This window comes from Microbulbifer sp. ABH2_005 (assembly GCF_056160005.1).
The window spans coordinates 3,936,948-3,951,396 of record NZ_JBSWWI010000001.1 but is presented as its reverse complement, the minus strand read 5'-3'; the positions used below and the strand labels follow the sequence as shown (position 1 = coordinate 3,951,396).

The following is a 14,449-nucleotide window of genomic DNA, read 5'->3' as shown; positions in this document are numbered from 1 at the left end:
ACATCTGAATGAGGACCGGGAGCATGGCCGACTACAAGGCGCCACTGCGGGAGATGAACTTCCTGCTGCACGAAGTATTTGCTGCGGAAAAACTCTGGGCGGAACTGCCCGGATTGGCCGGAGCTGTGGATCGCGAAACCGCAGATGCGATTCTCGAAGAGATGGCCAAGTTGGCTTCCAACACCCTGGACCCGATCAACCGCAGCGGTGACGAAGAGGGTTGCCATTGGAACGAAGGCGTTGTGACCACCCCCGCGGGCTTCAAAGAAGCCTACGCCACTTTCTGTGAGGGCGGCTGGGGCGCGCTGTTGGGCAACCCGGAGTACGGCGGCATGGGTATGCCGAAGATGCTGGGTGCCCAGGTTGAGGAAATGATCAATGCCTCCAATATCTCCTTCGCGCTCTACCCGGTACTGACCAACGGTGCCTGTCTGGCAATCGATGCCCATGCCAGTGAAGAACTGAAACAGAAATTCCTGCCCAAAATGTACGAGGGCACCTGGGCCGGTGCTATGGACCTGACCGAGCCTCACGCCGGCACCGATCTGGGCATTATCCGCACCAAGGCCGAGCCCCGCGAAGACGGCAGCTACAGCATTAGCGGCAGCAAGATCTTTATCACCGGCGGCGACCAGGACTTGTCCGAAAATATTATTCACCTGGTACTGGCCAAGCTGCCGGACGCACCCAAGGGCCCTAAAGGCATCTCCCTGTTCCTGGTGCCGAAGTACAAGGTGAACGAAGACGGCAGCGTCGGTGAGAGCAATAACGTTAATTGCGGTTCCATCGAGCACAAGATGGGCATTAAAGCCTCCGCTACTTGTGCGATGAATTTCGACGGTGCCCAGGGGTGGCTGGTGGGTGAGGAGAACAAGGGCCTCGCCGCTATGTTTACCATGATGAACTACGAGCGCCTGGGTGTGGGTATCCAGGGCCTCGGCGCCTCTGATCGCTCCTACCAGAACGCCCTGGAATACGCCCGTGATCGTATCCAGAGCCGTTCCCCTGCCGGTGCCCAGCAGCCCGAAAAAGCGGCCGACCCGATTATCGTGCACCCCGATGTGCGCCGTATGCTGCTCACCCAGAAAGCGCTGGTCGGCGGCGGTCGCGCCCTATCCACCTACGTGGCACAGTGGCTGGATATCTCCAAGTTCGGCGAAGGTGAAGAGAAGAAAAACGCCGAGGCTATGGTGGCGTTGCTGACTCCCGTGGCCAAAGCCTTCACCACCGATATGGGCCTCGACTGCACCGTAATCGGCCAGCAGGTCTTCGGCGGCCACGGCTATATCCGCGAGTGGGGCCAGGAGCAGCTGGTGCGCGATGTGCGTATCACTCAGATCTACGAAGGCACCAATGGTATTCAGGCACTGGACCTGGTGGGCCGCAAGACCGTCGCCAGCGGTGGCGCTCTGTTCGAGCTGTTTGCCGCGGACGTACAGAAGTTTATCGAAAGCCAGGTTGATCGCGAGGCGATGGCGGAGTTTGTACAGCCGCTGGCAGTCGAGTTGCAGCGCCTGCGCGAGGCCACCGAGAAGATGATCGCAGCCACCAAGGAAGACCCCCACGCGCCGGGTGCAGCTTCGGTGGAATACCTGCACCTGTTTGGCTATGTGGCCTACGCCTTTATGTGGGCCAAGGTGGTTGCAGTAGCGCTGGACAAGCAGGAGGCGGACAGCTTCTACAAGGGCCAGGTGAAAACTGCACGCTTCTACTTTGCGCGCTTACTGCCGCGCACCCAGGCACTGGCCGGCAGTGTAAACGCCGGCAGCGCCACGCTGATGGATCTGGAGGAGGAGCTGTTCTAACAGCCCTTTCACCGGACTTTAAAAAAGCCCCGCAAAGCGGGGCTTTTTTTATGGAGTCGTTTTTCGCTTTCTCCTACACTCGGGTCATAAACATTCAGGGAATAACAATAAAGAGCGAAACAGCCAATGACCGATATCTCTCAAAAGAAACTCTCCGAGGAAGACCAGGCCCGGGTCGATCAGTATCTGCAGAGCGGTGTGAATCAGGTGGAGCGCAAACCCTTCCGCCCCTGGTTGCTGTTTGTCATGTTACTGGTGGTGCTAACCCTGTTGTCATTAATTAGCGTATTGGTCGCACAGACCAAAGGCGTGGTTTAAAGGGCTTACTATGGTGCCCGATAAAACTTTCCAGCCCCTGAACTTTACCTACCTTGGCGAGGATGAGATGCGCCGTCGCGCAGGGGAGTTTTTCCGTTTGATGCGCCGGCGCCGCTCGGTAAGGGATTTTTCGGACAAACCGGTGCCCCGTGAGGTTATCGAAGACGCCGTGCGTGCAGCCGGTAGTGCTCCCAGCGGGGCCAATAGGCAGCCGTGGCATTTTGTCGTTGTTGGAAATGCTGAGATTAAACGCCGTATTCGCCTGGCGGCGGAAGAAGAGGAGCGTGAGTTTTACCAGCGTCGCGCCTCGGAGGAGTGGCTCAACGCACTGGAACCCCTGGGCACCGATGCGCACAAGCCCTTCCTGGAAACCGCCCCTTACCTGATCGCAATTTTTCTGAAGAAGTTTTCCAATGCGGAAAATGGTGAACGATTAAAAAACTATTACACCGCGGAATCGGTGGGTATCGCCACGGGCATGTTGATTGCCGCCCTGCACAATGCTGGTGTGGCGACCCTGACTCACACCCCCAGCCCAATGAAATTTCTCAATGAAATTCTCGGCCGCCCCGTACAGGAAAAGCCCTATATGATTCTGGTGGCTGGGCTGCCCGCCGAGGGTGCTCAGGTGCCGGCTATCGCCAGAAAACCCTTGGATGAAATTGCTGATTTTATTTGAGTGAGCACTTTCCGAGCGGTAAAAATAGATACACTGGTGGAATTTGAGCTTAGGGTTCCATGCCAAGAATATTGATCGTCGAGGACGAAGGCGCAATAGCCGATACCCTGATTTACGCGCTGCAAGCCGAGGGCTTTACCACCCATTGGGTTACGCTTTCCGGCGAGGCGTTGGCACTACTCGAAAGTGAGCCTTTCGACTTGGTGATTCTGGATGTGGGGCTGCCGGATATCAGTGGCTTCGAAGCCTGTAAGCAGCTGCGTCGCTTCTCCGAGGTGCCGGTGATTTTTCTCACCGCGCGCAACGGGGAAATAGACCGAGTCGTGGGGCTCGAAATTGGCGCCGACGATTATGTGGTGAAACCTTTCAGCCCGCGGGAAGTGGCGGCGCGGGTAAAAGCGATCCTCAAACGGATGGCGCCACGCACTGAAAGAGCTGAGCTGCCGGAGCCCAAAGGCCCATTCCGTATCGATCCAGCGAGTTACCAAATTCATTTCCATGAACAGTTATTGCCCCTGACTCACCACGAATATTGCCTTTTGGAAACTTTACTGGCCCAGCCCGGACGGGTGTTTTCCCGCGCACAATTGCTCGATGCTTTGGGGGTGGCTTTGGAAGTGGGGTATGAACGGAATATCGACAGCCATATCAAAGGGCTGCGGGCAAAAATACGCGAGATAGCGCCGGACTCCAAACCAATCCAGACCCACCGCGGCTTGGGATACAGCTGCTGCCCGGAGCAATAATATGCCACTCGGGGTGCGCATTTTTGCCGTCTATTTCCTGTTTGTCGGGCTGGCCGGTTGGTTTGTGTTGAGCACGGTGATGGATGAGATCCGCCCCGGTGTGCGTCAGTCCACCGAGGAGACCCTGGTGGATACCGCCAACCTGCTGGCGGAAATTCTGCGTGACCCAGTCATCGCCGGTAACCTGGCCCAGAGCCACTTACCCGAAGTGCTCGAAGCCTACGGTCGCCGCCGGCCCGAGGCGAGTATCTGGGGGCATACCAAGAGCCAGGTCAATCACCGCATCTATGTCACCGATGCCAGCGGCACAGTACTGCTCGACTCCAGTGGCCTCGCGGTGGGGCGGGATTACTCCCGTTGGAACGATGTTTATCTGACACTGCGCGGCGATTACGGTGCCCGATCCACCCGCGAAGACCCCAATAATCCTGATTCTTCTGTCATGTATGTGGCGGCACCAATCCGTGACGGCGAGCGGATTATCGGCGTGGTTTCGGTGGCCAAGCCCAATCAAACCCTGCAGCCCTATATCGAGCGCTCGCAGCGGCGCTTGATTTGGTTGGGATCTGGGCTGGTTGTACTCGGTTTACTGGTGGGCGCATTGCTGTCTTGGTGGCTCAGCCGCTCCCTGGGGAAACTGACCGATTATGCTCAAGCCGCCAGTGCGGGCCAGAGGGTAAAACCGCCGCGGTTGCCCAGTGGCGAATTGGGGCAGTTAGCCGTGGCGGTGGAGCAGATGCGCAGCGAACTTGAGGGTAGGGACTATGTGGAGCGCTATGTGCACACCCTGACCCATGAATTAAAGAGCCCCTTGGCGGCTATTCGCGGCGCCGCCGAATTGCTCGATAGCGATATGCCTGCCGAACAGTACCAACGCTTTGTGGGCAATATCCAGCGGGAGGCCGCGCGTCTGCAACAGTTGAGCGAGCGGCTGCTGCATCTGGCCCAGGTGGAGCAGCGTCAGGGGCTGGAAGAGCGGGTGGCGATCCCACTGGCACCGCTCGTGGAGGAGCTGATCGAGGCTCAGCGAGCGCGAATCGACGCCGCTCAGCTGTGTGTGGAGCAAGAGCTGGCACCGGCACTGCAGCTGTACGGTGAGCGCTTTCTGCTGCGGCAGGCTTTGGCCAACCTACTGGACAACGCGCTGGATTTTACCCCGGATGGTGGCCTGATTCGCATCAAAGCCGAGCGCTGTGGTGAACGGATCACTGTGCGCCTGTTCAATCAGGGCGAGGCGATCCCGGAGTATGCTTTAACGCGCCTTACCGAACGTTTTTATTCGCTGCCACGTCCTGGTGGCGGGCGTAAGAGTACTGGACTGGGGCTCAATTTTGTTGAGGAGGTGGCGGAGTTACACGGCGGTACTCTGTCGATCCGCAATGTGCCGGGTGGCGTTGAGGTCAGTCTGAATTTGCCCGCTGCCTGATGGGTAAGGTTCCTTTCCTCTGGCCCCACACAATCTCCCCAGACTTTCCATATTGCCTCCATCGGCAATCCATATTCGCAGCTCAGACTGAGGTTATCGAAATTGGATACCGAGGTCTGAACCATGAACCGAGCCCTGGCTTTTAAATTGGGCGCTATTGCCATCTTGATTCTGCTGCTATTGATTCCATTGACCATGATCGATGGCCTGATTAATGAGAGAAAACGTTATCAGGATGGGGTGATAAACGATATTGCCCGCAGCTCCAGCTTTAACCAGCAAATTACCGGGCCCATTTTGGTGGTGCCCTATGTGAAGAAATACTGGAAGTGGATGACCAATAAAAAAACTGGTGAGAGGCACAAGGAGCAGCGGGAAGAGCGCGGCCATTTGTATTTCCTTCCCGAGCGCTTCGTCTTCAACTCCGACCTGACCACCGAGCGGCGAGCGCGGGGTATCTACGAGGCGCTCCTTTACCACAGTGACAGCAAGGTGAGTGGCCTATTCAGAGTGCCGGACAAAATGGGGCTGGGGGCCAATCTTGACCAGTACCGTTTCAGCACACCTTATTTATCGGTAGGTATCAACGATATTCGCGGTATCCGCAATGACCTGAAACTGCGCCTGAACAACCAAACATTGGAGTTTGCCCCGGGCAGTCGCGCACCGATTCTTGGTGATGGTGTACATGCAATGCTGCCAATGTTGGACTCAGAGGGTGGCCAAACCCTGGAGTTTGCCTTCGATCTCAAACTGCAAGGCACCGAGCGCTTCAGCCTGGTGCCGGTGGGCCGTGACAGCCGCGTAGTGATGAGGGCCGATTGGCCACATCCGAGCTTTTTTGGCAACTTCCTGCCCAGTAGTAGAGATTTAAACGATCAAGGATTTACTGCGGAATGGCAGACCAGCTTTTTCGCCACCAACTTGGAGGAGATACTGCGGCGCTGTCATGGGGAAGATCACTGTAACAACCTGACTAATCGCCGCTTTGGTGTGAGCTTCCTCGATCCGGTTGATCAGTACCTGAAAACTGATCGCGCGATTAAATACGCATTGCTGTTTATCACCCTGACCTTCGCCACCTTCTTTCTGTTTGAAATACTCAAGCGCCTGGCGGTGCACCCGGTACAGTATGCCCTGGTAGGTTTGGCGTTAGCGTTGTTCTACCTGCTGCTGTTATCACTGTCAGAGCATATCGCCTTCGTCAAAGCCTATGTGATTTCCGCCGCGGCTTGCGTGGGGTTGATCGGTTTTTATACCAGTGCGGTGTTGCGCAGCTGGCAGCGGGGGCTGGGATTCGCCGGGCTGTTAGCTGCTTTATATGCACTTTTGTATGGTCTGCTGAGCGCTGAGGACTACGCCCTGTTAATGGGCTCACTGTTAGTGTTCGGAGTGCTTGGTTGCACCATGGTGCTGACCCGCAAACTGGACTGGTACAATGTGGGGCGCAGCCCTACCCAGCGGGGCGGCGAGCCCGGTGGGGACGCACAACCGTAAGCAGGATAAATCACTTCGGGGCGGCGTCTTGTCGCCCCGTTCTAGTCTTACCCGCCGATTTTATGGCCCGCCCAATTCCACGATGTAATTCCACTCCTCCTGGCGCACCGGCTGTATCGACAAGCGCCCCTGTTTGACCAGCACCATCTCTGCCAGCTGTGGATCTTGCTTGATTTTTGCCAGGGGCACTGGGCGCCCGAATTCGCTGCGCCAGGCCAGGTCCACACAGAACCAGCGTGGATTATCGGGGCTGGCCTTGGGGTCGAAGTATTTGTTCTCGGGGTCGAATTGCGCCGGGTCCGCATAGGCGGCGCGCACTACTTCGGCGGTACCCACCACCGCAGGCACCTTGCAGGCGCTGTGATAGAACAGCACCCCATCGCCCACGGCGACCTGATCGCGCAGAAAGTTGCGCGCCTGGTAGTTTCGAATACCATCCCAGCGGCCGCTGCCACTGGTTTCGGCGGCGAGGTCTTGCAGGCTGTATTCATCGGGTTCGGATTTGAATAACCAGTGTGTCATGCGGCAGTTTGTCCCTGTGCTGCGCCGGTTGGTGTTTCGCCGGCGATCGGTGCCATTTAGTATGAAGCCATACAAAAGTGTCAAATCGGCGTTATTTTTTCGCGCCTCTAGCGGGAGATTATGGGAAACAAAGCATTTCAGTGGCTCTCACAACACCTGTCGAGTCACAGGTCCCAATACTGGGCCCTGCAACTCAGCGGTTGGGCCGGCTACACCTTGCTGACTTTTGTCGGCAGCTTTTTCTGGGTGAAGGACCACTGGATCCACTCGGGTTATATTGCTGTGGCCACCGTCGCCGGGATATTCCTCAGTGAAGTGATGCGCTTCGGCTTCCAGCGTCTATGGAACAAGCCACCGGCGACTCGATTCTTTGGTTCACTGCTGCTGGTGATTGGGGCAGCCGCTGTGTGGGCGGCAATCAAGTTTGGTGGTTCCCTGTGGCTCTATGGTAAGGAGAGCGATGAGCACCCGGCGGTGCTGGCCATGTATTGGTTTTCCTATTCCTTCCTGATTCTCACCACCTGGGCGGCGCTCTATTACGGTATCAAGTACTACCAGTCTTCGCAGACCCAGCGGGCCAAGGCCCTTCGTGCAGAGTCCATGGCACACCAGGCCCAGCTGAAGATGCTGCGCTACCAGTTGAATCCCCACTTCCTCTTCAATACGTTAAATGCCATCTCCACGCTGATTCTGGATAACGACGGGCGCACCGCCAACAATATGGTCACGCGCCTGTCTCAGTTCCTGCGTCACTCCCTCGATAACGACCCTATGCAGAAGGTCACGCTGGCCAAAGAGGTGGAGGCGCTGATGCTGTACCTGGATATCGAGAAAGTGCGCTTTGCCGATCGCCTCGGCGTGCGCCTGGATTTGCAGGGAGAGTCGCCCCAGGCTCTGGTGCCCAGTTTGCTCCTGCAACCCCTGGTGGAAAATGCGATTAAATACGGCATCTCCCAATTGGAAAGCGGTGGAGAGATCAATATCAAGGCGCGGGTGTTCGCGGGGGAGCTATTGCTCGAAGTGAACGACAATGGTCCGGGGATGCCGGAGGAGGAGCTGCGTCTGGTAGGCAAGGGTTACGGTGTTGGTATTCGCAATACCTGTGAGCGCCTGCGCGCTCTGTATGGCGATGATCAGAGAGTGCGTTTCCGCAACCGCCCTGAGGGCGGGTTATCGGTGAATGTTCGCATTCCCTATGAACAGGAATAACGAGATGAGTGCAGTTGAGAACCTGACCGCGGTAATTGTCGATGACGAACCCCTGGCGCGCCGCGGCCTGCGCCTGCGGCTGGAGCAAATGCCCGGTGTCGATGTGGTCGCCGAGTGCGGTAACGGCCGCGAGGCCCTGGAAATTATCCTGCGGCTAAACCCGGATGTAGCGTTTGTGGATATCCAGATGCCGGGGGTTAACGGCCTGCAATTAGTGCAGCAGATCCCCCTGGAAAAACTGCCTCAGGTGGTGTTCGTGACGGCTTATGACCAGTACGCGGTGGAGGCCTTTGAAGTCAACGCGGTGGATTACGTTTTGAAGCCCATCGAAGAGGAGCGACTGCAATTGGCTCTGACTCGTGCGCGGGAAAAAATGGCCACTGCGGATATCGCCATGCAGCGCGAGCAACTGCTGGAGGCGGTGGCGGATCTGACGAAAGAATCCCCGGAGGCGCTGGAGCAGAAACTGGTCAGTGGCCAGTTTGCCGGCAGCGCCTACCCGGACAAAATTGCGGTGAAGGATTCGGGAAAAATCACCCTGGTGCCGGCACGGGAAATCGATTGGATCGACGCCGCCGGGGACTACATGTGTGTGCACGCTCAGGGGGAAACCCATGTGATGCGCATTACCATGAAGGAACTGGAGCAGCAGCTGGACCCTAAATTATTCCAGCGTATTCACCGTTCCACCATTGTGAATTTAAGCCGTGTGCGGGAAATTCGCGCGCATATTAATGGCGAGTATCACTTGGTGTTGGATAGTGGCGAGTGCCTGAAAATGAGTCGTAGCTATAAGAGTAAAGTGCAGCATTTTCTCTGAGACATTTTCGGCTCCTGCGGGGGTAAAAATTCCCTTCATGGCCTGATCGAAAATTCCCGACACTTTGTCGCAACGCCCTTGTTTGCGATTCCTATTGTATTAGCCTTCCTACCATCGCCCGTGGTTCTACACCCGCGGGTATATCGCGCGGCACAGGAGAGTGCGGCTGTTGGCTCAGGGCTTGATGACAGAAAATACGCAGTTTTTTCACAAAAATATTGCGCTTTTCAGTGAGAATAAAGCTGGGCACGGGTCGGCGGAGTAGCAGCAGATTTATGACTCTGCGCCAGTATTTTCCCGGAGACAGTGAAATAGATAAGGACTCGTCTATGTCATTGCCTGCTTAATCGTAAAAAACAAAATAAGGGCCTATGGAATGGCGCTGACAAAAGCCGCTATTAAAAATCCTGCCGCCGCTGGTGTGGCAGTGGTATTCGCCGTTTTATTGGGAACATTTCTCGCCAGTCGCCTACCGGTACAGCTTTTCCCCGATATTGAAAACCCGCGTATTGCTATCCAGGCCGGCTGGCGTGCCGCTGCGCCAAAAGAGGTGGAAGCGGAAATTGTCGAGCCGATTGAATCGGTGCTCCAGGGCCTCACTGGCCTGGAAACCATGGAGGTCAATGCCGGCAGGGGAGGCGCCTGGGTGAATCTCGAATTCACCATGGGCACCGATATGAACAAGGTGCTAATTGATGTAATCAGCCGCATGAGTAGTCTGCCGCCTCTGCCCCGGGATGCGGAGCCGCCGCGGGTGATGCTTGGCGGTTGGGGCGGTGATGCCACAGCACTCACCTATTTCTTTTTGCAGAAACTACCTGGCAATTCCAGCCACCTAGATGATTACGCAGGCCTGATCGAGGATGTGTTGCGGCCTGAACTGGAGTCCGTACCCGGTGTTTCCAGTGTGGAGGCCCAGTCTGGTCGTGCTGCGCAAGAAGAATTACAGGTTATTTTTGATCCTTGGAAGGCGGCCGACCTGGGCATTCAGTTACCGGCGATCAGTCGCCAGCTGGCCTCGGCAAGGGATGTTTCCGGTGGTTTTACCGATGTAGGACGCCGTAGATACACATTGCGTTTTGTCGGTGAATACAAACCGGCGGATCTGTCTGAGCTGGTTTTGGAGTGGCGCGATGGCCAGCCGGTACGACTCGGCGATATTGCCGAGGTGCGTGTGGGGCCATCTGATTCCCGTGGGGTAACCACGCAGAACGGTAATCCTGCGGTATCCATGCGCATTAACCGCACCAACGATGCCAATATGCTCGCCACTCTGGAGTTGGTAAAGCAGAAGGTTGCGGAGCTGAATGAGACAAAACTGAAAAACGAACAGTTGGTGTTGGTACAGTCTTTCGATGCTTCGGTATTTGTTTACCGCGCTCTAAATCTTTTAGGCGGCAACCTGATATTGGGCATACTGCTGGCGGTTGGGGTGCTCTGGTGGTTTATGCGGCGTATGCGTGCGACATTAATTGTTGCTGCAGCTATTCCCATCTCCCTGCTTTCCACTTTCGTCGTGTTATCCGCAGCAGGGCGCAGTGTCAATGTGATTTCCCTCGCGGGGCTGGCTTTTGCCACTGGAATGGTGCTCGATGCGGCGATTGTGGTGCTGGAAAATATTGTGCGCTTGCGGGAAAAAGGTCTCGCTCCCGAGGAAGCCTCGGAGCAGGGCGCTGGGCAGGTTTGGGGCGCATTGCTGGCGAGTACCGCCACCACCGTGGCGATCTTCCTGCCGGTTTTTTTTCTGAACAGTGTGGAGGGGCAAGTTTTTGGTGATTTGGCCCTGACAATCGCAGTGGCGGTGGTGTTTTCCCTGCTAGCCGCCATTGCCATAGTGCCGCTGGCGGCAAAACTATGGCTGCCGCCAATTTCCAGTGAGGACCGACTGGCTCATATGTGGGAAAAAATAACCACACGGGTTATGGCACTGACTAGCACCCGTGCACGCCGTTGGCAGGTGATTGGTGGTTTTCTGCTGGTGCCCATCGCCGCGACTTATTTCCTATTACCCAATCTCGATTATTTACCGCCGGTAAAACGCGATGCGGTGGATGTGTGGATGAATTTCCCCTCGTCTACTAATACCAGAACCATTGAAAAGGATATCGTCAACGAGCTGGACCGGCGTATGGCACCCTATATGAGTGGTGAGCGCGATCCGGCCCTGAAGAACTACTACATCATTACCTGGCCCCACGGCGGCACTATGGGCGTGCGTGTTAAGGACATGGATCAAGCCAAGGAGATGGAAAGGTTGTTGCGAGAGGAAATCTTGGTGGATATTCCAGATTTTCAGGGTTTCGCCGCGCGTGGAAATTTATTTGGCCAATTCGGTGGTGATCGCCGCATCGCCCTGCACCTGCAGTCCCGCGACGCCGATGGTCTGATGCGCGCTGCCGCCCGCGGTGTGGAAGTAATGGAGGAGGTGATGCCGGGTACGCCGGTACAGACCAATCCGGGCCTGTCACTTTCGGAACCCGAGCTGACGGTGCGACCCAACGACCGCGCCATGCTGGAGCAGGGTTGGAATCGTCAGGATATGGGCGGCCTGATTCGTACCCTCGGCAACGGTCTCTACGTGGGGGAATACTTCGATGGGGAAAAACGCCTGGATGTAATTTTCAAGGCTCAGCCCTGGAGCACACCGGAGCAGTTGCAGAATACGCCGTTGGTCACCCCGCGCGGTGAGGTGGTGCCGTTGAGCCAGTTGGCGAGTGTGGAGCGTACCGTGGGCCCTGGCAATCTGCGCCGGGTGGATGGTCGCCGCACCATCACCCTAAATATTGTGCCGCCGGACGATATCTCTCTAGAGGAAGTGCGTGCCCAGCTAGAGGAGGATGTGTTGCCAAAGATCCGTGAGGCTCTGCCCGATGATGGCAGTATCCTGGTGGGGGGGAACGCCAGCGATTTGGATAAGGCCCTGATTTCTCTATCGCAAAACTTCCTGTTGGCGTTGTTGATCTTGTTCCTGCTGATGAGCGCCCTGTTCCGCTCACTGCGCGATGCCGGCTTGGTACTGTTAACGGTGCCGCTGGCTACCGTCGGTGGGGTCTTGGCACTGCAGCTGCTGAACTTGATCAGCTTCCAGCCCCTCGACCTGCTTACCATGATCGGCTTCGTTATCCTGCTGGGGCTGGTAGTGAATAACGCCATTCTGCTGGTGCATCAGACCCGCGCAGCGGAAGGCGCTGGTGCCAGCCGGGTAGAAGCGGTGGAGCAGGCACTTCGACTGCGTTTAAGACCGATCTTTATGAGTACCTTGACCAGCGTATTCGGCATGTTGCCCCTGCTAGTAGCACCGGGGGAAGGCAGTGTGATTTACCGCGGTCTGGCCGCCGTAATCGTCGGTGGTATGGCGGTTAGTACCCTGTTTACTTTGATTTTGTTGCCGGCGCTGTTACAGACCGGTCATCTGCCCCTGCCGCAATTTAGCCGGCTGCGCCATAAACTGGCCCTGAGGAGTTCCCAATGAAGAAGTTACTAGCCGGTGTTGCCCTGTCCATCGCCTTTGTGGGGCCGGCGCTGGCCCAGAATGGCACGGTAGCGGTCACTGTAGATCGGGCTGGGACCCGCCAGATGGCGCCGAGCCAGTGGTCCGCCGGGCGGGTGGTGAGCCGCCGCGATATTCGCATTTCCTCGGAGCTGGATGGCGCGCTGGAGTTTGTCGCCGAGCCCGGCAGTCTGGTAAAGAAAGGGGAACGCCTGGCACAGCTGGATGGGACCCACTGGCGCCTACAGTTGCGCAACAGCGAGAGCCGCATTGCCCAGTTGCAAGCGCGTCTCACCTATCTGGATGCGCAGCTGCAGCGTTTGAGCAAGCTGGCGGAAAGCAATAGCACTTCGCGCGCGGCGCTGGAGGAGCAGCAAGCCGAACGCGAGGCTATGGCACAGGATCTCTTGGCTGCACAAATTGAGCGGGACAGACGAGCCTACGAGCTTGGTAAAACCACCATCGATGCTCCCTTTGACACCCTGGTGGTGAGCCGCGAATTACAGGCGGGGGAGTATGTACGCACTGGCTCCGAGTTGCTGCGTGCCTTGGATATGTCTCAACTGGAAGTGGAAGCGGATATCCCTCTGGCCGCATTGCCCTTGATTGGCACCGGAGACAGCATTGCAGTGCGCAGTGACGCGGTATCCCTATCCGAGGGCGAGCGCGTCAGTGCTCGGATCATCAACGGTCAGGTGCGCCAGTTTGTCCCCGTAGCCAGTGACAATTCGCGCAGGGTTAAGCTGATGGTGCAACTGCCCCGTAACAGCACGCATCAGTGGGACTGGGTCGTGGGGATGCCAGTACAAGTGGCTGTGCCTCTCTCTGAAGTTCGCGCCACCATGGCGGTACCGCGGGATGCCTTGGTGCTGCGCAATGGTGAAACCTTCGTTTACCGTGTAGATAAAGAAGATAAAGCTGAGCGATTAACCGTTCGTGTTGGCAGCGGCGATGGAGAATGGATTGCTGTTTACGGCGACCTCGATAGTGGTGACCGGGTTGTTGTGCGTGGCGCCGAGCGTCTGCAGCCGGGGCAGGACGTGAAGATACTCTCGGAAGTGGTGCGCGATGAGGATGGCACCAATATTGTGAGCGGAACCTGACCGACCTATCGGTTGCAGTCCCCAAAAATTAAATTGGGGAACAAAGTTCCATGACAATAAACTTCTGCGACATTTACTTGCTCGCCGAGGTGTCTTATGCGTTTCCTGTTCGCGCTGCTGTTACTGACAATAACCTCAGCACCTCTAGCGGAGACGCAGATGGTGCGCCTTCCAGACGGGGCGCGCCTTATCGAAGCCAATAATGAGATCTATTTCTACGTAGACGGAAACTTCTACCGGCAGGGGCCAGATGGTTATACCCGCGTGGAGCCGCCACTGGGAGCCAAAGTACCGGAAGTTCCTATGGGGTCTTCATTCTACCTCGATGGCAAGGACTATCGACGGGCTGGCAATGGCACCTTCTTCGAATTTGACCCAAAGGACAATCAATTCGTGGTGGTGACACCGCCGGCTAACTGGCGCAGTTACAGCCGCAACCCCTTAGAGTCCGGGGAGAGAATTTACTCGCGGGCCTATCCTTCACAGCGTACCTATCCGTCAGAACGCACTTACCCACCTCAATACGAGACTTCCCGAGCTTACCCACCTAAGTATGAATCCTCCCGCAACATCAGCCAACTGCGGCATTCACGCGATGTACGTCGCACTGGCCGCAATCTCGGCCGTCGGGAAGTCTTTTGTCAAACCAGGGCTGCCAATTTGGTGAGAAGTACGCACCAACTCGGCAGGGCGTCGGTGACCAGTACGCGGGCCTACCGCAGGCAGTACCTCAATTGTATGCGCGGCTATGGGCGCAGGCGTTATTGAGTTTTCTTTGATCTCTTGGGTCGGGAGCCCGGCGGCTCTCGGCTACACTCAAGGAATATGCCCTTC

The 14,449-nt window shown here is 56.7% G+C and carries 12 protein-coding genes; 11 read left to right on the top strand and 1 reads right to left on the bottom strand.

Annotated elements, in window-relative coordinates; translation table 11 throughout:
• Positions 1 to 23 precede the first annotated feature (23 nt).
• The 6 genes from ACXAFI_RS17145 (at position 24) to creD (ending at position 6,471) form a co-directional block, all read left to right on the top strand.
• Positions 24 to 1,805, top strand: a complete 1,782-nt coding sequence (locus ACXAFI_RS17145) for an acyl-CoA dehydrogenase C-terminal domain-containing protein (RefSeq protein ID WP_475109729.1) — start codon at positions 24 to 26, stop codon at positions 1,803 to 1,805.
• Between the two features lie 126 nt (positions 1,806 to 1,931).
• Positions 1,932 to 2,123 carry a DUF3094 family protein gene (locus ACXAFI_RS17140; RefSeq protein ID WP_152450928.1) on the top strand — a complete coding sequence of 64 codons (192 nt, stop codon included), beginning with the start codon at positions 1,932 to 1,934 and terminating at the stop codon, positions 2,121 to 2,123.
• Positions 2,124 to 2,133: 10 nt separating this feature from the next.
• Positions 2,134 to 2,802 carry a nitroreductase family protein gene (locus ACXAFI_RS17135; protein WP_475109728.1) on the top strand — a complete coding sequence of 223 codons (669 nt, stop codon included), beginning with the start codon at positions 2,134 to 2,136 and terminating at the stop codon, positions 2,800 to 2,802.
• A gap of 59 nt (positions 2,803 to 2,861) precedes the next feature.
• On the top strand, positions 2,862 to 3,548 hold the full coding sequence (creB, locus tag ACXAFI_RS17130) for a two-component system response regulator CreB (RefSeq protein ID WP_475109727.1): 687 nt from the start codon (positions 2,862 to 2,864) through the stop codon (positions 3,546 to 3,548).
• Position 3,549: 1 nt separating this feature from the next.
• Positions 3,550 to 4,974 (top strand): two-component system sensor histidine kinase CreC, encoded by a 1,425-nt coding sequence (gene creC, locus ACXAFI_RS17125; protein WP_475109726.1) that lies wholly within the window; start codon positions 3,550 to 3,552, stop codon positions 4,972 to 4,974.
• Positions 4,975 to 5,097: 123 nt separating this feature from the next.
• On the top strand, positions 5,098 to 6,471 hold the full coding sequence (gene creD, locus ACXAFI_RS17120) for a cell envelope integrity protein CreD (protein WP_475109725.1): 1,374 nt from the start codon (positions 5,098 to 5,100) through the stop codon (positions 6,469 to 6,471).
• 60 nt (positions 6,472 to 6,531) lie between these two features.
• Here creD and ACXAFI_RS17115 read toward each other — a convergent pair whose 3' ends face one another.
• Positions 6,532 to 6,993, bottom strand: a complete 462-nt coding sequence (locus tag ACXAFI_RS17115; RefSeq protein ID WP_475109724.1) for an EVE domain-containing protein — start codon at positions 6,991 to 6,993, stop codon at positions 6,532 to 6,534.
• A gap of 120 nt (positions 6,994 to 7,113) precedes the next feature.
• Here ACXAFI_RS17115 and ACXAFI_RS17110 point away from each other — a divergent pair, with 120 nt between their 5' ends.
• From ACXAFI_RS17110 to ACXAFI_RS17090, 5 genes are all read left to right on the top strand, one after another.
• On the top strand, positions 7,114 to 8,202 hold the full coding sequence (locus ACXAFI_RS17110) for a sensor histidine kinase (protein WP_444920855.1): 1,089 nt from the start codon (positions 7,114 to 7,116) through the stop codon (positions 8,200 to 8,202).
• 4 nt (positions 8,203 to 8,206) lie between these two features.
• The gene (locus tag ACXAFI_RS17105; protein ID WP_152450944.1) at positions 8,207 to 9,022 is read left to right on the top strand and encodes a LytR/AlgR family response regulator transcription factor; all 816 of its coding nucleotides are present in this window, start codon (positions 8,207 to 8,209) and stop codon (positions 9,020 to 9,022) included.
• 376 nt (positions 9,023 to 9,398) lie between these two features.
• On the top strand, positions 9,399 to 12,494 hold the full coding sequence (locus ACXAFI_RS17100; protein WP_475109723.1) for an efflux RND transporter permease subunit: 3,096 nt from the start codon (positions 9,399 to 9,401) through the stop codon (positions 12,492 to 12,494).
• Positions 12,491 to 13,615, top strand: a complete 1,125-nt coding sequence (locus ACXAFI_RS17095) for an efflux RND transporter periplasmic adaptor subunit (protein ID WP_475109722.1) — start codon at positions 12,491 to 12,493, stop codon at positions 13,613 to 13,615. Before ACXAFI_RS17100 ends, ACXAFI_RS17095 begins: the two co-directional genes overlap by 4 nt.
• Positions 13,616 to 13,711: 96 nt before the next feature.
• Entirely contained in the window at positions 13,712 to 14,383 is a 672-nt protein-coding gene (locus ACXAFI_RS17090; protein WP_475109721.1) for a DUF6515 family protein, read from the top strand.
• The last annotated feature ends 66 nt before the right edge of the window (positions 14,384 to 14,449 follow it).